The organism is Pseudoalteromonas sp., assembly GCF_041613455.1.
Lineage (GTDB): Bacteria > Pseudomonadota > Gammaproteobacteria > Enterobacterales > Alteromonadaceae > Pseudoalteromonas.
Map to the genome: position 1 here is coordinate 1 of NZ_JBFJHD010000042.1, position 19767 is coordinate 19767.

At 42.4% G+C, this 19767-nt stretch carries 22 protein-coding genes; 4 read left to right on the top strand and 18 right to left on the bottom strand.

Going from position 1 to position 19767, the window contains the following annotated elements:
• The first annotated feature begins 411 nt into the window (after nt 1-411).
• Nucleotides 412-891, top strand: coding sequence for an RNA recognition motif domain-containing protein (locus ABYB02_RS06420; protein ID WP_372761634.1), 480 nt, complete (start codon nt 412-414; stop codon nt 889-891).
• Here the strand turns inward: ABYB02_RS06420 and murI are convergent.
• Nucleotides 854-1654 (bottom strand): glutamate racemase, encoded by an 801-nt coding sequence (gene murI / locus ABYB02_RS06425; protein ID WP_372761635.1) that lies wholly within the window; start codon nt 1652-1654, stop codon nt 854-856. The two genes, ABYB02_RS06420 and murI, sit on opposite strands and share 38 nt — an antisense overlap.
• Before the next feature lie 74 nt (nt 1655-1728).
• On the bottom strand, nt 1729-2859 hold the full coding sequence (locus ABYB02_RS06430) for a DUF5610 domain-containing protein (protein ID WP_372761636.1): 1131 nt from the start codon (nt 2857-2859) through the stop codon (nt 1729-1731).
• A gap of 162 nt (nt 2860-3021) precedes the next feature.
• Here ABYB02_RS06430 and trmA point away from each other — a divergent pair, with 162 nt between their 5' ends.
• Nucleotides 3022-4119, top strand: a complete 1098-nt coding sequence (gene trmA, locus ABYB02_RS06435; protein ID WP_372761637.1) for a tRNA (uridine(54)-C5)-methyltransferase TrmA — start codon at nt 3022-3024, stop codon at nt 4117-4119.
• A gap of 77 nt (nt 4120-4196) precedes the next feature.
• On the opposite strand, the gene ABYB02_RS06440 is transcribed toward trmA, so the two are convergent.
• Genes ABYB02_RS06440 through ccoG form a run of 4 tightly spaced genes read right to left on the bottom strand, consistent with a single transcriptional unit; the run spans nt 4197 to nt 7965 of the window.
• Complete coding sequence (locus ABYB02_RS06440) at nt 4197-4835, bottom strand: thiol:disulfide interchange protein DsbA/DsbL (protein WP_372761638.1); 639 nt, start codon at nt 4833-4835, stop codon at nt 4197-4199.
• Between the two features lie 21 nt (nt 4836-4856).
• The gene (locus tag ABYB02_RS06445) at nt 4857-5480 is read right to left on the bottom strand and encodes a thiol:disulfide interchange protein DsbA/DsbL (RefSeq protein WP_372761639.1); all 624 of its coding nucleotides are present in this window, start codon (nt 5478-5480) and stop codon (nt 4857-4859) included.
• 29 nt (nt 5481-5509) lie between these two features.
• Nucleotides 5510-6484 carry a serine/threonine protein kinase gene (locus tag ABYB02_RS06450; RefSeq protein ID WP_372761640.1) on the bottom strand — a complete coding sequence of 325 codons (975 nt, stop codon included), beginning with the start codon at nt 6482-6484 and terminating at the stop codon, nt 5510-5512.
• A gap of 50 nt (nt 6485-6534) precedes the next feature.
• A complete protein-coding gene (gene ccoG / locus ABYB02_RS06455) occupies nt 6535-7965 on the bottom strand; it encodes a cytochrome c oxidase accessory protein CcoG (protein WP_372761641.1) in 1431 nt (476 codons plus the stop codon).
• Nucleotides 7966-8219: 254 nt separating this feature from the next.
• Here ccoG and ABYB02_RS06460 point away from each other — a divergent pair, with 254 nt between their 5' ends.
• Nucleotides 8220-8579 carry a hypothetical protein gene (locus ABYB02_RS06460; RefSeq protein WP_372761642.1) on the top strand — a complete coding sequence of 120 codons (360 nt, stop codon included), beginning with the start codon at nt 8220-8222 and terminating at the stop codon, nt 8577-8579.
• Nucleotides 8579-8785 (top strand): hypothetical protein, encoded by a 207-nt coding sequence (locus ABYB02_RS06465; RefSeq protein ID WP_372761643.1) that lies wholly within the window; start codon nt 8579-8581, stop codon nt 8783-8785. The genes ABYB02_RS06460 and ABYB02_RS06465 overlap by 1 nt, the downstream gene beginning before the upstream one ends.
• A gap of 27 nt (nt 8786-8812) precedes the next feature.
• Here the strand turns inward: ABYB02_RS06465 and ABYB02_RS06470 are convergent, their stop codons facing one another.
• The 12 genes from ABYB02_RS06470 to gspD all read right to left on the bottom strand — a co-directional run.
• Nucleotides 8813-9400, bottom strand: coding sequence for a UPF0149 family protein (locus ABYB02_RS06470; RefSeq protein ID WP_372761644.1), 588 nt, complete (start codon nt 9398-9400; stop codon nt 8813-8815).
• Between the two features lie 23 nt (nt 9401-9423).
• Nucleotides 9424-10182: a type II secretion system protein N gene (locus ABYB02_RS06475; RefSeq protein WP_372761645.1), complete on the bottom strand. Its 759-nt coding sequence runs from the start codon at nt 10180-10182 to the stop codon at nt 9424-9426.
• Nucleotides 10183-10185: 3 nt separating this feature from the next.
• Entirely contained in the window at nt 10186-10659 is a 474-nt protein-coding gene (gene gspM, locus ABYB02_RS06480; RefSeq protein WP_372761646.1) for a type II secretion system protein GspM, read from the bottom strand.
• Complete coding sequence (gene gspL, locus ABYB02_RS06485) at nt 10656-11864, bottom strand: type II secretion system protein GspL (RefSeq protein WP_372761647.1); 1209 nt, start codon at nt 11862-11864, stop codon at nt 10656-10658. Before gspL ends, gspM begins: the two co-directional genes overlap by 4 nt.
• Complete coding sequence (gene gspK, locus ABYB02_RS06490) at nt 11861-12847, bottom strand: type II secretion system minor pseudopilin GspK (RefSeq protein ID WP_372761648.1); 987 nt, start codon at nt 12845-12847, stop codon at nt 11861-11863. The genes gspL and gspK overlap by 4 nt, the downstream gene beginning before the upstream one ends.
• A complete protein-coding gene (gene gspJ, locus ABYB02_RS06495) occupies nt 12847-13527 on the bottom strand; it encodes a type II secretion system minor pseudopilin GspJ (RefSeq protein WP_372761649.1) in 681 nt (226 codons plus the stop codon). The genes gspK and gspJ overlap by 1 nt, the downstream gene beginning before the upstream one ends.
• Nucleotides 13528-13902, bottom strand: a complete 375-nt coding sequence (gene gspI / locus ABYB02_RS06500; RefSeq protein WP_372761650.1) for a type II secretion system minor pseudopilin GspI — start codon at nt 13900-13902, stop codon at nt 13528-13530. It lies immediately after the preceding gene.
• Nucleotides 13902-14486, bottom strand: a complete 585-nt coding sequence (gspH, locus tag ABYB02_RS06505; RefSeq protein ID WP_372761651.1) for a type II secretion system minor pseudopilin GspH — start codon at nt 14484-14486, stop codon at nt 13902-13904. The genes gspI and gspH overlap by 1 nt, the downstream gene beginning before the upstream one ends.
• A gap of 49 nt (nt 14487-14535) precedes the next feature.
• Nucleotides 14536-14958, bottom strand: a complete 423-nt coding sequence (gspG, locus tag ABYB02_RS06510) for a type II secretion system major pseudopilin GspG (RefSeq protein ID WP_372761652.1) — start codon at nt 14956-14958, stop codon at nt 14536-14538.
• A 69-nt stretch (nt 14959-15027) separates the two neighbouring features.
• Nucleotides 15028-16263 carry a type II secretion system inner membrane protein GspF gene (gspF, locus tag ABYB02_RS06515; protein ID WP_372761653.1) on the bottom strand — a complete coding sequence of 412 codons (1236 nt, stop codon included), beginning with the start codon at nt 16261-16263 and terminating at the stop codon, nt 15028-15030.
• A 2-nt stretch (nt 16264-16265) separates the two neighbouring features.
• On the bottom strand, nt 16266-17831 hold the full coding sequence (gspE, locus tag ABYB02_RS06520; protein WP_372761654.1) for a type II secretion system ATPase GspE: 1566 nt from the start codon (nt 17829-17831) through the stop codon (nt 16266-16268).
• A partial coding sequence (gene gspD, locus ABYB02_RS06525) for a type II secretion system secretin GspD (RefSeq protein WP_372761655.1) occupies nt 17824-19767 on the bottom strand: 1944 nt, incomplete at its 5' end. The genes gspE and gspD, both read right to left, overlap by 8 nt.

Here is a 19767-nt window from a genome sequence, read left to right on the forward strand (position 1 = left end):
ATTGTTAAAGAACGTAGCGACCGTGTCGCTAGGGATGAGTATAATACACCCATTATTTTTCGAGTCAACACTTAATTTTAAAGTTTCTTTTAAGAAGATTTAAAACCGAAGTTTTACTTAACTCTGTGAGTTGTTCGTGCCTCGCTATGCGTTGGCCTTTCCCGTCTCAGTGGGGTCGCATTATAGGGAGATCCGAAATCAGATCAACACTTTTTTTCGATCTTTTTACTGTTCGCGCAAAATTCAAACAAAAACCGTAAAAACAGCATAAAAGACGCTATATTATGATGCTTTTTTGTGCCGTTCTTTATTATTTTCTATAAATTTCATTGCTATGTTCAATTTAGGCGTTAAGATAGCAAGTTCACAATGTTAAATTAATGTTTATTTCCTGTTTATTGGTAGATCAAAATGAAATTACCCGATCAAAAAGCGTTTATCCTCTCAGTTGTTCTTGCTGTAGTTGGTTTTGTTATCGTTAAATTTGCACTTGCAAGCTTAGCACTAGATGCGGCACTGTTATTTGGTGTTGGTTTATTAATTGGTGGACTTGTTATTGCCGCTATGTCATCTGAAAGCACTGAAGAAGCCGAAGTAAAAACAAAAACTCTTTATGTAGGCAATCTTCCCTATCGTGCAAATGAAGGTGTAGTCCGTGCATTATTTGAAGAGCAAGGCAAAGTGTTCAACGTGCGCTTACTAAAGGATAAGAATACTGGCAAACGTCGTGGCTTTGGTTTTGTTGAAATGGCGCAAGCTGATGCAGACAATGCAATTGCTAAATTGAACGACAGTGAGTTCCAACAACGTACTTTAAAAGTACGTGAAGCGAAACAAAAGCAAGAAGATGATTCTAACTCTTTTCGAACTGAGTCGGATCAATCAGTGTAACTAGCTTTACCGCTAACTTATTACTCGACACACGAGCCGTTGCATAATATTGCAGCGGCTTTTTTGTATCCGCTTTATCAACAACCATTGGCTCACTGTGCTTAAGTAAATAACTCACCCGCTTAGCAATGGCGGCCCCTGAATCTAACAAGGTGACTTTACCATGAAAGTATTGGCTAATTTGCTCAGCAAAAATTGGAAAGTGAGTGCAACCTAATACCAATACATCAACGCTGCTATCTATATTAAGTCGAGCTAGTTCGCTATGTAATTTGTTGCTATCTAAACTTTGTGTAAAAAAGAACTGCTCTGCTAATGCCACAAGCGCGACACTACTATATAAGCTAACTTTACTATTAGTAGCATGTTCGTTGATTAAAGTATCGGTATAAGAGCTTGATACCGTTGCCGGTGTGGCAAGTAATGCAATATGCTTTGACTTAGTTATTTGCGCCGCGGGCTTAATGGCCGGCACCACTCCAACAATAGGAATGGTCGTAATTTGCCGTACTGCGCTCAATGCAGAGGTTGAAGCTGTGTTGCAGGCAATGACAATCAAGTCAACATTCAGTGCATGCTGCTCAATAAAGTAAATCAACGCCGATAAACGATTAATGATGGTTTGCTGTGACTGAGCACCATAAGGCAGTAGCGCGTTATCCATAAAGTAGCTGTATTGAGCATGCGGAATACTTTGCTGAATATGTTCAAGTACCGTGGTTCCCCCTATACCTGAATCAAATACCATAATGTGTGCTGACAAACGACTGTTCCCACTTAACCTTAACAACGGCAGTTTGCCATGCAGTTTTTATAAAAGAAAGTAGTTTAGCTTTACTACTCTGCTAAATTAGCGAGTTCATCTGCCGCTGAATGTAGTTGATTTAAGTGCTCGAACATCGACTTAGTGTAAGCAATGAGCTTATCGATTGCTGGTTGATCTTGATTTAGCCACTGGATGATCCCAGCCAGTTGATTTTGTAACCCAAGATCCTCTGCTGTTTGCAGTACAGTTTTTAACTCGTCATTAAACGGGGCTAATGTTTGTGCCACTGCTTTTTCTGGAGCCGGCTTATACTGTTGGTAACTCTTAACTGTGGCAACTGTTTTTGTTTGACGCAAGTCCATAGAAAAAGCCACCAGCTGCTCACTAGCTAAGTTTAGCTCTTGCGCGTGTTCAAACGCTTTATCTAAATCGCCAGCAAAAAATGTTGAGCTGACATTTTGTAAGTCTTCCATCATTGCATTTATCGCATCTTGCTCGTGTTGATTTAATTCGCCGTTGACTGACATTGAAAAAGACACCTGGCGAGATTGTGCAGTAGTCATTGCAAACGACTTACTATCACCGCTTTGCTGATAACCAGTTGCCGATTGAACTTCAACAGCGTCAGCAAAACTGATACTCACCTCATCACCTTCAGCAGTGGTAAAATTATATTGCGCATTACTGCGCATAGCCGCATATTGAGCTTGGCTTATCATTACACTGCCTGGTTGAGGATTGAAAAGCGCTTGTTCAAATTTGTCGAGACCGTTAAAAATGCCCTGTTGCGATTTTTTAATGCCGTCGGCCATCTCATCATTAAATACGCCGCTGTCTTTGAGTTCATTTACGGCATCGTCAATCCCTATTTGTACGCCTTTACGCGCGTCGCCTAACATACCTTTGAGTTTTTCATCATCGGCACCGTTTGCTTTTGCCTTATTAACTGCACTAGTGACAAAGTCGAGCACATTTTTTACTATTTCATCAACATCAAATAAGGGTTTATCGGCTTTTTTTTCTGCAATCGGTAAACCAAGCTGCTCGGCCATTTTATCGCCCAGCACTTTTGCTGCCAGCTCCCTGCCTCTTTGCTGGTAACTATCTTGAGGAGACGTAATGGTAGGTTGCTGAATATCTGCTTTGTTATTGAATTTATTAATATTGCTGTTTGGCGTGAAACCGTAGTTAGCTATTTTCATGAACTGTCTCCTAAGCATGCGTAGTTTATTATCGACCATCACGGATAAAACTAAAGTTAAGCGCACAAAAAAACAGCATTAATTCTAGCCAAAACTAGACAAATACGCAGCGCCCCCTACAATAGCGCCGATAAACAGATCTTAGATAAGGTAGTAGCGTTAATGGCAGTTATTAAAATAGATACCACACAGTACCAAACGCAGTTAAGTGAAAAAGAGCAGCGTATCAGTGCACAGTTTCAACGTTTTGGTGTGGAGCAGCTAGAAGTATTTAGCTCAGAGCCGACTAACTACCGCCAACGCGCTGAATTTAGAGTGTGGCACGACGGCGATGATCTGTTTCATATTATGTTTGATCAAGCCACAAAAGAGAAAATACGCGTAGATACCTTTGACCCTGCCGCCCCTCTGATTGGCGAAATCATGCAAATCATGATGGAAAATCTTAAACACTGCGACGTTTTACGTCGTAAGCTATTTCAAATAGATTACCTATCAACACTCAGCGGGGAAATTTTAGTCAGCTTGCTTTATCACAAGCCGCTTGATGAACAATGGCTAACTGAAATTAACGCCTTGAAAGAAAAGCTGAGTAGCCAATACAAAATTGACTTTATTGGCCGTGCCCGCAAACAAAAAGAAGTGCTAGGTGATGACTTTGTTACAGAGCGTCTAACCGTTAATGGCCAAGAGCTGATATATCAGCAAGTAGAAAACAGCTTCACCCAACCTAACGCTAAAGTAAATATTAAGATGTTAGAGTGGGCACAAGCGTTATGTAAACCGCTTAACAACGATTTATTAGAGTTGTACTGTGGCAATGGTAACTTTTCAATTGCGTTAGCGGGTTCGTTCAATAAAGTACTCGCTACCGAAATATCAAAGTCGTCGGTGCATTCTGCACAATACAATATTGCGCAAAACAAAGTAGACAATCTAGATATTATTCGTATGTCGAGCGAAGAATTTACCCAAGCAATGAACGGTGAACGCACTTTTTCTCGGTTAGAGGGAATTGATCTAAAAAGTTACGACTGCCAAACCATTTTGGTTGATCCCCCTCGAGCCGGTATGGATACACTGACCTGCGATTTAGTGGCTAACTACGAAAATATTATTTACATTTCGTGTAACCCCGACACACTAGAGCGCGATCTCGATCACTTAACTCGCACGCATGAAGTTAAACGCTTTGCAATATTTGATCAGTTCCCTTACACCCACCATATTGAGTCAGGTGTTTTCTTACAAAGAAAGTAATTAATGGGTTAGCTCATCTATTGCCAATACGCAGACACAAAAAAAGCTCCCTCAGGAGCTTTTTTATTTAGCCGCTATTACTTATTAGCTAAATAGTTAATTAATTTAGTGATATCTTCTGGCGTGCTTATACCCGAGTCACGACCTAAATTTAATTTATATTTACCATTAACAATAAAAGTCGGTACACCACGCAGTGCCCCTTTATCTTTAAAGTAATCTTGGTCGCGTTTCATTTTTGAACTTAAGGTGCGTACTGAAAAGCTATTAAATAATTTATCAAACTTCTCGCCATCCACACCCTGCGCTACAAACACGTCTTTTACGTCGGCTAATTCATTAAAGTTAGCCCGCTTAGTATGAATATGGCTAAACAGCGCTGCAATAATTTTATCTTTTTGTGGTAACACTTCAGCTGTTGCTAATGCTTGGCTGATCATTTGTTGATGCTCGCTATCGCGTACGCCAACAAAATCAACGTGGCTCTTTTTAAACTTTACGTTTTTATCAAGCTTAGGTTTAATCTCAGCAATCACAGCTTCCATATTATTACAAGCAGGGCAGTAAAATGAGAAAAACTCTTTAACTTCTGGTTTTCTTGTGGCGCGCTCAGATACTACATCGTAATGAACGCCTTCTTCGTAGCTTGCAGCAAAACTGCTTGCTGATAGCGGCAGTAATAATGCAACTAAGCCTGCTTTAACTAATTTTATCATTATTATAAAACTCCAAAAAAATTATAGTGTAAGTAAAAACGTAACTAGCTCATCAAGCTCGGCTTGGCTTTTGATGGTATTTAAGTTTATTTTATATTTGTCATTAACAATAAATGTAGGCACGCCTGTTAGTGCACCTAATTTTGAATATTTTTGCTGCTTTTCTTGCATCGCACGCTCTGCTGAAATAATCGGTAGGCTTGCAATATCTTGATTAAACGTTTCGTTATCAATGCCGTTTAGCGCTAGTAACTGTTTTAGGTCTTTTATATCGGTTAACGGTGCGCGCTGCACATGAATACTGTTAAAAATTTTCTCGGTGATTAGATCTTCCTGACCGTGTTTTTTAGCAACTAAATACGCCAAGCTTAAATTACTTTGTGACTCAGGTGAAACACCGCCTAAAAAGTTAACGTGATTTTTTATAAATACCGCCCCGTCTGGTAGGTTAGCTTCAATAGCTTTTGCTACCGGTTCAAATTGAAAGCAGTGTGGGCAGTAAAATGAAAAGTACTCGGTTACCTGCGGTGAACTACTTTTTTCTACATTAATAACTGTGTATTGGTTATCTGCTTCAAAATTTGCCGCCAACGCTGCAAAGGGTAAACAAATAAGAAGTAGACTTAATTTTAGCTTTTTTAACATGTGTGTCTCATTTCATCTTTATAAAAATATTATGGCAATAATTTTAATGGCGCTTCTTGCAATGCGGCAAGCTGTTCTTTAAGCGCTAAAATTTGTTGCTCCCAGTATTTGTCTTCTGCAAACCATGAAAAGTTCCGCACAAATGCCGGATCGCTCCAACGTTTTGCCACCCATCCCATATAATGGATGATACGCATCGCGCGTAGCGGCTCTATTAACTTAAGTTGTGCGTGATCAAAATCACAAAACTCTTCATACGCGGTGACTAAGGTGTCTAACTGTAACAGCTGCGTTTGTCGATCGCCACTGAGCATCATCCATAAATCCTGAATTGCAGGTCCTTGGCGGCTATCATCTAAATCAACAAACATTAATGCATCCCCAGCCCATAATATATTACCCGCGTGACAGTCCCCGTGTAAGCGAATTGTGTCTACGTTGTTATATTGTATTTGCGCTTGGTCGATCACTAAATCTAAAATGGTATAGAAGGCCGTTTTGAGCCCCATAGGCACTAAGTTACTTGTTTGCAAATGAACTTTTGCTGTATGTAAGTATTCTTCGCAGGTCAAAGTGGGCCGCTGCGTAAACGCTTTGGTTTTAGCTACTTGATGCATGCGACCAATTAAACGCCCCAACACATCAAGCTGATCTAAGTTGTCTACTTCAAATAATCGCCCACCCACACTGGGAAATAAAGTAAATAAATAACCTTGATGTTCAAACAAGCTTTGTCCATTGTGTAGCACAGGCGCAACGACCGGCACTTCAGCTTCCGCGAGCTCAAACGCAAAGTCATGTTCTTCTTGAATTTGCGCTTTGCTCCAACGCTCTGGGCGGTAAAACTTAACCACATAGCGCTTGCCACCCTCTGCAACAAATTGGTAGACCCTATTTTCGTAGCTGTTCAACGCCAACAAACCAGACTCTACATATATACCAACGCTTTCTATCGCATCAAGAATAAGATCGGGGGTTAAATCAATAAAACTAAATTTACTCATACGCCTCTTATATAAAATAAAAGCGGGATATTCCCGCTTTTGTTAATTAGTTATCGTGCTTTAAAAAAGTTACTCGAGCGCTCTATGCTATTGTCAGGCTCATTGAGCGGTGCAAGGACAAAGCTAAATTCGGTAATAGGTGCTGCTAAGTCATACGGATCCATCACTAACGATAATGGTACATTATATGACTCCCCAGGATTTACCGTAAACCTTTGCTGGCCCAAGTATTTAAAATTGTCGAGTCCCGTTACGTTAATGGTAAACGTTTGTTCATACTGCGCTTTATTAATCACTTTTAAAGTGTAAGTGTTTTCTACCAGGCCCTCAAAGTCAACACGATATAACTGATTACGGTCGCGTATTATGTCAAAGTCCATTGGCTTTCTAAGGGCTATATTAGCCACTAACGCACTGCTTAAAATAACTAAAATAACAATATAACCAATTATTTTTGGTCGCAATGGGTTGGTTTTATTATCGGGGGTTGCAAGGTTGCGCTCGGTGGTATACGAAATCAGGCCACGGGGATAGTTCATTTTATCCATTACCCCATCACAGGCATCTATACAGGCACCACAGTTAATACACTCGGCTTGTAAACCATTACGAATATCAATGCCCGTCGGGCATACTTGTACGCATAAGTGACAGTCAATACAGTCGCCCTGAGTTAAATCTTCATGCGCTATCTTACGTGACCGCGGGCCACGGCTTTCTCCGCGTTTTTCATCATACGCCACGGTATAAGTATCTTTATCAAACATTGCAGATTGAAAGCGAGAATAAGGACAAATATGCAAACACATAATTTCGCGCATCCAACCGGCGTTACCATAGGTGCAGGCTGCAAAGAAAATAATGCTCAGCAGTGCATAACCACCCACATTAAAGGTAACAAAATCGGGAAGTAACTCACGTATAGGGGTAAAGTAACCCACAAATGTAATGGCGGTATATAAAGAAAAAACCACCCAACTGGTGTGCTTGGCTGTTTTACGCCAAAATTTATCAAAATCCATTGGCCGTTGATCAAGTTTTTTACGCTGATTAGCGGTGCCTTCAAGTTTTTCTTCAAACCAAATAAAAGTAAAGGTCCACACCGTTTGCGGGCAAGTATAGCCACACCACACCCGCCCATAGAAGGTGGTCACCAAAAACAGCGCAAACGCAGCCAACATAAAAATAAAGGCTAAAATGGTAAAGTCTTGTGGCCATAAGGTTAAACCAAAAATATTATACTTTTGACCGATCAGGTCAAATAGTACCGCTTGCTGGCCATTAAAGTTGAGCCAAGGTAATAGCATAAAGGCCAATAAGCCTAAAAAACCAATCCGCTGTCTTAGTAACTGATGCAGCCCTTTAACGGCGCGCACGTAAATACGATTACGGGGATTGAAACGATCGTGTTGCCGACTTGCATCGGGTTGTTGAATCTTCACTTCAACCGGTATATTTTTCACTTTAATTTGCTTGTCCATCGAAGTTCCTCAACGCCGCTTGGAAATAAAATTCAGCTATATACAGTACTTGCTAAAAAGTCACTGAAACCAAGTATTGAATACTTTCAGATATTTCAGAAATACCTAACTGCTGCTAATCATTATAACAATATTGGCTAAAATTACTGGCATAGATTGCTAATATTTTATTCGCCGTAGTTACTTGCTTTTCAAATGCATTTTATTACACTGCAACATCGCTTTATGTTATTTGGATCAAAGATCATCGCGTTATGAAAAAATTTATTATTTTAATCATTGTGGTACTTGCGTTTTTTACCATTGATCATCCTCTGGTAAAAGAGCCTAGAGAGCGCTTACTAGGAGAAGGAGTGAGTTTCATAAGTGAAGCAAGTAAAGTTAATCGTGGTCCTGTGGCGCAAATGACAAAAAATAACATTAGCGCACAATTATCATTATCGGAATCAGAACGCGAGTATGTCGAAAAAACATTCACCACAGACGATTCCGTGCAGTTATTTCACTTACGTTATTGCCGCGAACGTGATCTAAACTTGTATTTTTACGCCGATCGTTTAAATACGGTATGTAAAATAGCTGCCGAATCATTAGCACAAAAGCGAGCCAAGTAATGGACTTTTCAGGACTCAATAAAAAAGCCAATGATTCATTTCAGCAGCAGCGTAATATGCTAAAAAAATTAGCACAAGGTAAGACGCTGCACTGTGAAAAGTGTAAGGGAGTGCTAACCTTAGATTTGGCCACCAGCGAGCCGGGGAAAGGGGTTATTAAATGTAAGCAAGGCTGCACCGACATTATTTTAGAGATAGGCGCTTAAAATCAGTAAAGCGCCTGAGATGGCCGCTTAATCGTCCCATCCTTCATCGGTATATAAACCGCTATTAAGTGCCACAATTTCCACCAGCTCTGCAAAGCCTAGTGCAAAATCTCCCATTAACTCATATTGCTGCAGGTAAAGTTGTTGCTCGTCAATGCTGTTTTGCGCAGCAATTTGGCTTAGGGTACTACTATCAAGTGCGAAAAAACTCAAGGTAGCCTGGGCAGTTTCTAGTGCTTGTTTATACTCTAGCGCTAACGCCTCAGCATTCAGCAGTTTTTGCGTATACTCGTTGCTTGCGGTTAAAAAGCCACGGCTCCAATTTTGGCAATAATCAGCACTAAACGTTGCTGGTAATTTATAACCCACTTCAAATACTTGCTCGCTTATTTGATGATATAACGCCATAAACAAAAACAGCACTTCTTCATCTAAATCGTTAGCTAAATTAGGTACTATGGTGTCTAGCCATTGATGTACCTCAAGTGGCTCTGGCGAGCAAATTACCCCAAAGAGGTATCCTTGGCTTTGCGCGAGTGTCATTGCCTGTGGCTGCGTGCTTAAAAATGTGCTGAGCTGCGTAGCATGCAGCTCAGTAAACTGGGGTATTTGCATTAAAACTTCTTACTTATTAAACATTAAAAATTGAGCGGGTAACGCCCTTGGCTATCTGGACGACCGAGGAATTTAACCGCATCATGAACATCTTTAGGAAGGGTTGCATCGGGCTTTACATAGCCTAATACTTTGAAATCAAGGTTAGCTTTCAGCGTGGCATCGGCCTCTAGTCCTAAGCGGTTATCTGGGTCTACCACAATAGCCACATCACCCGATTTACAACTGAGATTACCCGCGAGCGGGCCAATATTAAACCAGCCGTTTAAGCCTTGTACATCGATGTCGGGGCTCGCTATTTCCCCCTTTAGCATGTCGCAATAGGGGTTGCCAGAACTATACTCAACTAATTCTAAAATGACTCGCCCTTTGGCTGTGACTGGTAACGGCAGCTGCAAACGCTGCATCGCTCTTTCTACGGTAGACCGCACTACGGCATTGCTTATATTCACTTGGTGATTAAATAACCCCACACTAATGTCTGCATACCCCGAAATATCTGCACGTTCACGCGGGTCGCCAAATCTCACTTTAGCAGTTAATTTACCGCTTAACAGCGACCACCCTGCAATATCCCAGCGCAGGTTATTCAGCTGCTCACCTTGATAACGTACCTGGATCATCTGCCCTTGCCATACGGTACCGGCACTTTGCCCTATTGCTAACTCTTTGGGTAAATAAGGTTTCGCTAAATCGAGCGCTACCACAGTCGGCAGCTTAACAATGCAAAAGACAATAAAACTGAGTAAAAAAACGATCGATAAAATTATTATTTTTTTCATTAATTAGTTCTCTAGTACTAAGCGGCTAACGCGTACATAACCCGACTTATCATCACGGCTGAGATCTAAGTTTTCAACTTTTAAGCCATATTGATTAACCAGTTCGTCTAACCACGCTATTAAGCGATTAAACTCTACCGAATCGAGCGTTAACCGTAACGAATTGCTGCTCGGCTGCATTTTGCTAATATTAATATTATAACGGCCACGCGTGGTGTTCACTATTTGACTGATGTTTTGATTGCTCGCGACTTGACTATTGCCAGCCTGTTTTAGCTTTACGATGCTTTCATCAACCCAGGCTAACAACGCCTGTTGTTTCACTTGCGCCTGCTCCGCACGCTCTATCGCGTTATTTAACGGCCTAAATATCCCCATAACTAAAACAAAAATAACAAAGATAACCGCCGCAACGAGCACTAATTGCTGCTCTTGCTCTTTAAGTGAACGCCAATATTGTGTTAACTGCTTTTTCATACTGCACCTCGCAGTTTTATTTCACCAACCACAAAGTCACCATCGTTATTTAACGACCCTTGCTCAACCGTGACCCCTTGTTGTTCAAGGATTGCTTTAACTTTACCAAAGGTTTGAAAGTCTTTTGCTCGAGCACGAATACGCAGCTCATTACGTCGGTTGTCATAGCGCAGTGTTTCAGCCGTAAAGCCATTTACTTGTGAAAATACCGCCACTAACTCGCTACTAAGTGCTAAAAAACCACCATTACTTGAGCCTTGTACCTTTGCCAGCGCGCCTTTAATTTGGCTTTTTATCAAATGTGGCCGTACTTTAGTGCCTGGAAAAGCGGCTTGATAACGCGCCACCACTTGCGCCTTTGCGGCCTCTAGTTGTGTATTTAATTGCTGTAGCTCTAACGCTTTAATTCCTATAGAACAAACTAGCGCGATTGCTGCCAACACTGCGGCATTTTTCCAATATCCCCACCACAGTGAGCTTTTCTTTTTCAGTTGGTAGGCACCTTGGCGCAGGTTAAACTTAACTGAGTCTAATTGCTGGGCAAATAAGGCTAGCGGCAACTCATAGGCGCTGGTTTGCGCATGTAAATTGACCGTTTCAGGAAATTGCTCGGCCGGGCTAAAGTGTTGTATATCGGGGTTATCTAATGCCGTAAGGTAGCCATTTAACCAGCTGCCTTCAACCGCACTTATTTGCCATACTCCGTGCCTAAATAACCATTGATTATTAAGCTCGATAGCCGTTACCGCCCCGTCCTCAGCTAAGGGCAATAATAACGCGTCGGGTAATATTTTATATACCGATAAGTTATGCTCTGCAAATAAGGCTAACCATTGCTCAAACCATACTCTGTCTGTCATAGCAACACGCACCGCATGTTGCTGATCAACCATGACAGGTTCACCAACGGCAATAAATAACTCATCTATGTCGCAGGCAACGTCTTCTTCAAGCATATAGGGCAATGCTTGCTCTAACTTACGGCTCCATTTCGTCGGTAATACCACGGTTTTAAGCTGCACCTGATCGCAAGGTAATAGTACCACCACCTCACGGCTTTGTGCCTTTTCGTCAAGCTCACTTAAGTAGCTGGCATTGGTAAGCTCACCACTGGCTATTATTTGTTGTTCTTGTGGTGAGTATATTAACCAATTAACTAAGTCTTGCTCGGTTTGACCCGTGCGGATCAACAATATTTCTGTCACTGTACGCCTCCAAATTTTCGCGCCAGTACCGTTACTTCACCATCTTTGGCGTGGAGTAATGTGGTCATCGAAAAACGCAGGTCGACAAATTTTGCCTGCGTCTGTAATTTAAAATATTCACTTTTAATACTAAACAGCGTTTCAACCGCTTTAACGTTTTGCCCGCCTTGCTGCTGTACTTGCTCAAAAAAAGCCTCTATGCTTTCAAACCCTGCTTGCGGGCGTGCCGCAATCACTGCTTCGGCACCCGATAAGCTCAGTTCGTCAATTAACGCACTGAGAATTAGCGCCTGTTCAGCGGCTAAGGTATTCACATTGATAGATAACAATGTACTGCCGGGTATAACACATACATAGGGCAGCACCTTTTCCATTACTAGCGGATTAAAGCCTTTAACTAGCCGCAGTTCTGATGGCGATGCAAACAAACTATTGGCTGTCATGTAAGGGAACTGCCTTGATAAGTATTCACCTTCTTCAGCTCCTGAACGATAGGTAATGCTATCCGCATCGAGCCAATCAAATACGCTATCCGCCATTGCTTCTTCAGATTCATCGGCCGGTAAATCTTCTATATTTTCTAATAACGCAAACAAGGCTTTATGTGCCGAATTGGTTTTACTGGCACTATTGGCATCGGGTTGTTGCGCAAGCGCGTTTAAATTTAAACACGCCTGTAAATCGGTTATTTTGCCACTCAGCGTGCCGTGCTCAACGGGGTATTCTACATCACCTTGCTGCGCCCATATTTGCTCAAGCGTGGTTTTATCAGGGTCATCTTGTTTGCTCTGTTTCAGCGCTTTAATAGCCAGCTGCTCAGCGCCGTAGGCGTACCATTTCGCTTGTTGATGCCCTTGTAAGTTGCTACTTTTTTGTACTTGCAACATTAAGTTAGCACTCATTTCAACCGCTAAAATTGAGGCTAAAGCAACAATAAACAACACAATCACTAACGCGGCACCGCGCGATGAAGAATACTGCATTACGGCCCCTTTTCAGCTTGCTCTGAGGCTGTATCGTTTTGACTGTCAGTATGAGTTGCGGTGCTGTCGTGCAGCACTTCCTTACCGAGTCCAGGCACTAAAAATACCCGCCTAATTGGCTCTGCATCTTGTTGCTGTAAGGTAACCGCCACCGCTTTTGGCAGCCCTTTAATATCCCACTGACTCTGCCACTGATTGTTATCATCTAAAAATTCAAACTTAAGCTCTTCAATATTTTTTAACACCACTTGTACGCGTGGCTCCATGTTATCCAACTGATCGACATACACGCGATAAACGCGCTGTAAATTATCATCGATCACGCGATAGCCCACTGCTTGTAGTTCGGAGCGTGGCAATAAATTAATTGGGTTTATCCAACCATCGCGCACAAAGCCGATACCATCATATTGGCTTTCTAAAACATAGCGCCCAGCAATAACATAGTTGGGCTGCACATCCCCCGCTTCATTGCGCACGCTACGCTGGGTCATTTGGCTAAAATCTTGATCCATCAATCTAAAGGTGGTTTGCAGCGCGTTTAACTCGGCAATTTTATCGTCTGAGGCTTCTTTGGCGCGGGTAGTGGTATCTAATATTTGATGTGTCGCCATAATTACAAAGGCTAAAATGCCTAATGCTACCATCACTTCAAGTAACGTAAACCCGCGCTGCTTCACTTATTTTTTACCTTTATTTAAGTAAGTAGCAAGCTCATAAACTGAGTTTTCATATTTTTCATCACTAAATACATTAATGGTTAGTTTTACAAATTCTTTATCTGCCGTCGGCTGGATATCTTGACGCCAAAACCATTCAACGCCCGCCATTATCTCACTACCGCGTAGGCCATCTTTAGCTTGCCATTGCTCACCTTTAGTGCGCTGCTCAACTAAAATATTTTCGGCCACCCACGACCCGTAGGTTTGCTCTTCAATCGTTGATAGGTGCTGTATATGCTCACTGGTTGCTTGCATAGCCGCAATGCCGGCCATCGCACAAATACTTAATGCCACTAACACCTCAAGTAAGGTAAACCCTTTAGCATGCTGCATTATTCTGGCTCTCGGCGTAAATTAACTGGCGCAGTAAACTCACCTTCAATAAAATAAACAGGCTCGCTTTGCGCTTTTAGCTCAAGTGTTAGCTGAAAAGCACTTACTTCTCCCGAGGATAATATAAGCACTTGCGGAATTTTTAGTTTTTTAAGTTCTAATAAACTGTCTTCGTCGCCGCTCATCAGCTCACGCCAATTAGCTTGTTCAAGTAAGTTATCTGCAGCCCAGGCTAAATCGTCTAAGTTAAGGGTGAGCTTTAAACGTGGATCAATATCTATGGGCTCAAAGAGTGCTTCTCTGTCGAAAGTAATCCATTTTTCGCCGTCAAACACTAAAAACTCAAAAACATCTTCTGCCAGGTGAAAACCCAGCTCCACTTGATTTAACACCGCGAACTCTGCCGCCATATTAATGGTGGTATGTAGCCTAAGCGCTTGCGTGTCGAGCTCCTCTTCCGCTGAGCCTTCTAAGCTGTATACCACCATTTTGGTGGCAAAAGCGATAATCACTAATACCACTAAAATTTCTATTAAACTAAAACCACGGCTATTGCCACGCACTTGCTCGAGGCTTACTCGCATAGTAAGCCTCGAGGGTTAACGTATAACAAACAGCCGTGATTCATACACATTATTGCTGCTCTTCATCCCAGTTGCCGATATCATCTTCAGTACCCGCTTCGCCATCTGGGCCTAAAGAAAAAATATCAAATTTACCAATCTCGCCTGGGCTAATTAACTGGTAATTGTTACCCCATGGATCTTCGGGTAACTTACTAATAAAACCGCCTTCAGGAAAACGCTTGGGGATGGGCTCTATCGTGGTTTTATTAACCAACGCTTCCAAACCTTGCTCTGTGGTTGGGTAGCTCTTATTTTTAAGCTTATAAAGGCTCATTGCATCTTCGAGCTGCTGAATATCTAAGTGCGCTTTATCGATAGCGGCTTCTTCTTGTTGGCCCATAATATTAGGTGCCACAATTGACATGATCATGCCAATGATCACCAGTACCACCATTACTTCTAGCAAAGAAAAACCTGATTGTTTCTTCATGTTATTACCTCTTTATTCCAAAAACATTAAACAATGATTGGTTTAGTAAACCAGTTGCTTATTATTACGTTAAAGCCCTACCGCTTTATTCATGGCCATTATAGGCTGTAAAATTGCCATAACGATAAACAACACTATAACAGCCATAGACGCTATCATTGCAGGCTCCAATAGTTTTAGCGATACATTCACCATACTTTCAAACTCACGATCTTGGTTATTAGCCGCTCGCTCTAGCATTTGCTCCAGCTCACCCGATTTTTCACCACTGGCAATCATATGCAGCATCATCGGTGGAAACAACTTAGTTTGTTGTAAGGCCGCTCTTAAGCTCGCCCCTTCACTGACTCTGTCAGCGGCGTCGGCCACTGCTTTTTTAATTTTTTCATTGATCAGTACATCACCCGAAATTCGCATACCTTCCAGTAATGGCACGGAGCTTGACGATAAAATACTTAAGGTACGGGCAAAACGTGCGGTATTAATGCTGCGCGACACTTTGCCAATGCCCGGCATATGCAGCACTTTATCATCCCACCAAAAACGAATTTTTGGCTGTTTTAACGCATGTTTAATGCCAACGGCTAACACGGTGATCACAATTAAACTAATAAACCAATAATTTTGCACAAAATGACTGCCTGCCATCACCCATTCAGTGGTCCACGGCAATACTTGCTTGGTTTTTTCAAATGTTTTAAGTATTTTAGGCACCACAGTACCCAGTAATACCGACACAATAGCAATAGCAAACACCACCAAAATAGTTGGGTACACCATGGCTTGGGTAATTTGGCTGCGCATATATTGGCGCTGCTCGGTATAGTCTGCGAGTCGATTAAGTACTTGATCTAAGTGCCCTGACTTTTCCCCTGCGGCCACCATGGCACGATACAAATCGTCAAACACATGGGGAAACTCACTCATACCATCGGCAAGCGTATACCCTTCAACGACTTTGGAGCGCACTGACATTAACATACGTTTTAAACGGGGCTTTTCACACTGCTCTGCCACAGCCATTACGGCCCCTTCAACCGGCAACGCCGACTGAATTAACGTCGCCAATTGCCGTGTGATAAGCGCCAGCTCTGCAGTAGAAATACTGGGTTTAAAAAAACTACCAAACAACGGCGCTTTTTGACCTTTCACTTGTTTATCGCTTTGCGCAGCGGGCACCACTTCAAGTGGAGTTAGTTTTTTCTCACGTAAAATTTGGCGGATCTGTTTGGCTGTGTCGGCTTCTAAAATGCCTTTTTTTTCTTTGCCGCGACCATCTAGTGCACGATATTCAAACGCCGCCATTGTTAACCTTCCTCACGGGTAACGCGCAACACTTCTTCAAGGGTTGTTTTACCCGCGAGTACACGGCTACAACCATCTTGACGAATGCTTGGGCTCAGCTTGCGAATGTATTTTTCTACACTTTGCTCGCCTTTACCATTGTGGATCATTTCACGTATGGTTTCATCGACCACTAATAACTCATGAATACCGGTACGGCCTTTATAGCCATTAAAGTTACACGCTTCACAGCCTACAGCACGATAAATGGTTGGCTTGCTTGCAAACGGCACTCCAAGTAGTTGGCATTCTCGCTCATCGGCAACATGTTCTTCTTTACAGCTATTGCACAAGGTGCGCACTAAGCGTTGCGATAACACGCCTAACAATGAAGATGACAGTAAAAACGGCTCAACGCCCATATCTTCCATACGGGTAATAGCACCCGAAGCCGTATTAGTGTGCAGCGTCGACATCACTAAGTGACCGGTAAGTGACGCTTGCACGCCGATTTGTGCGGTTTCTAGGTCGCGTATTTCACCTACCATCACCACATCGGGATCTTGACGTAAAATAGCCCGTAAGCCTCGAGCAAAGGTCATACCTACTTTGGTATTAACTTGGGTTTGCCCTATACCTGGAATTTCGTATTCAATCGGATCTTCAACGGTTAAGATATTCCGATCGCGCGAGTTAATTTGACTCATACCCGCATATAAAGTGGTACTTTTACCCGACCCGGTAGGGCCCGTTACTAAAATAATGCCGTGCGGTTTGCTAATTAAGCTGGCAAACAGTTCACGGTTTTGCGCGGTCATGCCTAAATCTTCTAAATTGAGTCGCGCATTATTTTTATCTAATAAACGTAGTACTACACGCTCACCAAAGCTTGAAGGCATGGTCGATACCCGCACGTCAACCGCACGCCCAGCAATACGTAAACTAATACGACCGTCTTGCGGGATACGTTTTTCTGCAATATCGAGCTTCGCCATGACTTTAATCCGCGACACTAATAGTGAGGCTAACTTACGGTTCGGTTTCAGCACTTCTTTAAGCACCCCATCCACCCGAAAGCGAATGAGTAGCTCTTGCTCAAAGGTTTCGATATGGATATCGGACGCGCCTTCTTTAATTGCCTCACTCAACATGGCATTAATCAGCTTGATAATCGGTGCATCATCGTCGCCGGCGAGTAAGTCTTCTGTTTGTGGCAGCTCATCAACTAAGGAAAATAAATCGACTTCGTTACCGATGTCTTCCATCATTTGTTGCGTTTCTGAACTATCGCGCTGATACGAAGCTTCGAGTAACTGTTCAAACTTATCATCGGCTAGCTGCTCAAGGGTAAAACCATGTCCGGCAATACGGCGCACTTCCAGCAGTACCTCTATATCGAGTTCTCCCCGATAATATACCGTGCGCTGCTCTTTGTTTTTACTCAGTAAAACGCCCGCACGCCGCGCATACGAAAAGGGTAAGCGCTTAGTGGGTAATTCAACTAGGTCTTCATTGGTTAATAGCTCACCGGGCTCAAGTGTATTAGCATGAAGCTCGCCCTGGTTTATCTCATGGTTCGCGTTAGTCATCTTTACGCTCTTGTGCATTTTCTTTACGCAAATACTCTTCATAAGTAGGAGGCAGTATTAGCTCATCATTCCACTCGGGTAAAATAGGTGCATCGCTCATCGGCATTAGCTCAATACCATCTTGCTGTTGTTTATACTGCTCACCACGAATAAAGTTATATTTATTAAAGCTGAGCTTATTCATACTCACTCCATCACGAATAATGGTGGGGCGAATAAAGACAATCAAGTTACGTTTACGGCGCGTAGTATTGGTTGATTTGAATAAATGGCCTAAAATAGGAATATCACCAAGTAACGGTACCTTAGACACACTTTCTTGTACGTCTTCATCAATTAAGCCACCCAGTACGACCATACCGCCATCATCGGCCATGACGGTGGTTTTTATGGCGCGTTTATTAACCGAGATATCAACCGCAGTGGCCCCGCTTACACTCGACACTTCTTGTTCTATGGTCAATTGCACTGCTGAGCCATCATTAATTTGCGGCGTGACTTTAAGCTTTATACCCACTTCTTGGCGTTCAACCGTTTGAAATGGGTTGGCATTATTACTACCGGTTTGTGAGCCAGTAATAATTGGCACTTCTTGACCCACTAAAATGGACGCTTCTTCATTGTCCATAGTGGTAATAGACGGCGTCGCAAGAATATTTGAATTACTGTCGGTCGATACTGCTTGCACAATTGCGCCCCAGTCATTTTTTATAACCCCAAGGGCAAGACCATTAATACCACCTAGCAGAGACGCTAATGGGCCATAATCACCATCGGTGGTTTCTTCATAAGTGGTGACTGTACCTGTCTCTGAGCCAATAATATTTTTTTGCTCTTTTTTGTCACGGGCTTGCTCAGCCGCGACCGCCAACGATCCCACCGGAACAGTCGTGCCGTTATTAAATTGCAGCATACCGCCTTGCTCTGAAATCCACTGCAAGCCAAAGTTAATACCATCACCTTCCATTACTTCAATGATGATAGCTTCAACCAATACTTGCGCGCGGCGAATATCTAAACGTTCAATAACCGATTCAAGCGAGCGCATTGTGTCGGGTTGCGCCGTAATAATTAACGAATTTGAGTCAGGGTGTGCTTCAATGCTGGTTTCATTGTTACTCCGACTGCGGGTTTTGGTGGCACTGCCTTGAGCATCTTCGGTGATTGATTTACTCACCCCTTGCAGCACTTTAACTAAATCTTCTGCTTTGGCGTAGTTTAAGTAAAACACTTTGGTATTACCTTGGCTTTCAAGCTCACCATCTAAGCGTTTAATAAGCTCAATTGCGCGGCTACGCGCTTGGCCTTCACCACTGACTATCACACTATTAGTACGGCCATCGGCTACGATTTTAGGAATTAAGAATTCGGGAACACTGCCCTTGCCACTGTCTTTATAGATATTGTCGACCACAGATACCACATCATCAGCGGTGGCAAATTTAAGCTTTACAATGTCAACGCGCTTGTCACCGGCTTGGTCAACGGAGCGAATAATTTCCACTAAACGATTAACCGATGCGGCGTGCCCTGTTAGCATCATCACGTTTGCAGCATTAAAGTTAGCAACATGACCGCCATCTTTTTGATCGCTAAATTGTCGAACTAATGGCCCAAGCTCTTGTACACTCACATTTTTTACCCGTACAACACGGGTTATCATCATGTCACCACGAGCTTGGCTGTCTTCACTAATAAGCGGCACATTAGACTTTTTAGCATCAGAACTTTTTTCTATTTTTATAATGTTATTGTCCATTTCAATGGCCGAATAGCCATAAACTTCTAATACATTTAAAAAGAATTGATAGTAAAGCTCTTCATCCATTAACTCGTAACTACGCACATTTACTTTGCCACGTACGTTAGGGTCAATGATGATAGTTTTATTGAGGTTTTTGCCAACAATATTAATAAACTCATTAATATCGGTGCC

What these genes read in the sequence shown, in the direction of transcription:
- ABYB02_RS06420 (WP_372761634.1), top strand. Translation starts at nt 412, where the DNA reads ATGAAATTACCCGATCAAAAAGCGTTTATCCTCTCAGTTGTTCTTGCT.
- ABYB02_RS06430 (WP_372761636.1), bottom strand. Translation starts at nt 2,859, where the DNA reads ATGAAAATAGCTAACTACGGTTTCACGCCAAACAGCAATATTAATAAA.
- trmA (WP_372761637.1), top strand. Translation starts at nt 3,022, where the DNA reads ATGGCAGTTATTAAAATAGATACCACACAGTACCAAACGCAGTTAAGT.
- ABYB02_RS06440 (WP_372761638.1), bottom strand. Translation starts at nt 4,835, where the DNA reads ATGATAAAATTAGTTAAAGCAGGCTTAGTTGCATTATTACTGCCGCTA.
- ABYB02_RS06445 (WP_372761639.1), bottom strand. Translation starts at nt 5,480, where the DNA reads ATGTTAAAAAAGCTAAAATTAAGTCTACTTCTTATTTGTTTACCCTTT.
- ABYB02_RS06450 (WP_372761640.1), bottom strand. Translation starts at nt 6,484, where the DNA reads ATGAGTAAATTTAGTTTTATTGATTTAACCCCCGATCTTATTCTTGAT.
- ccoG (WP_372761641.1), bottom strand. Translation starts at nt 7,965, where the DNA reads ATGGACAAGCAAATTAAAGTGAAAAATATACCGGTTGAAGTGAAGATT.
- ABYB02_RS06460 (WP_372761642.1), top strand. Translation starts at nt 8,220, where the DNA reads ATGAAAAAATTTATTATTTTAATCATTGTGGTACTTGCGTTTTTTACC.
- ABYB02_RS06465 (WP_372761643.1), top strand. Translation starts at nt 8,579, where the DNA reads ATGGACTTTTCAGGACTCAATAAAAAAGCCAATGATTCATTTCAGCAG.
- ABYB02_RS06470 (WP_372761644.1), bottom strand. Translation starts at nt 9,400, where the DNA reads ATGCAAATACCCCAGTTTACTGAGCTGCATGCTACGCAGCTCAGCACA.
- ABYB02_RS06475 (WP_372761645.1), bottom strand. Translation starts at nt 10,182, where the DNA reads ATGAAAAAAATAATAATTTTATCGATCGTTTTTTTACTCAGTTTTATT.
- gspM (WP_372761646.1), bottom strand. Translation starts at nt 10,659, where the DNA reads ATGAAAAAGCAGTTAACACAATATTGGCGTTCACTTAAAGAGCAAGAG.
- gspK (WP_372761648.1), bottom strand. Translation starts at nt 12,847, where the DNA reads ATGCAGTATTCTTCATCGCGCGGTGCCGCGTTAGTGATTGTGTTGTTT.
- gspI (WP_372761650.1), bottom strand. Translation starts at nt 13,902, where the DNA reads ATGCAGCATGCTAAAGGGTTTACCTTACTTGAGGTGTTAGTGGCATTA.
- gspH (WP_372761651.1), bottom strand. Translation starts at nt 14,486, where the DNA reads ATGCGAGTAAGCCTCGAGCAAGTGCGTGGCAATAGCCGTGGTTTTAGT.
- gspG (WP_372761652.1), bottom strand. Translation starts at nt 14,958, where the DNA reads ATGAAGAAACAATCAGGTTTTTCTTTGCTAGAAGTAATGGTGGTACTG.
- gspF (WP_372761653.1), bottom strand. Translation starts at nt 16,263, where the DNA reads ATGGCGGCGTTTGAATATCGTGCACTAGATGGTCGCGGCAAAGAAAAA.
- gspE (WP_372761654.1), bottom strand. Translation starts at nt 17,831, where the DNA reads ATGACTAACGCGAACCATGAGATAAACCAGGGCGAGCTTCATGCTAAT.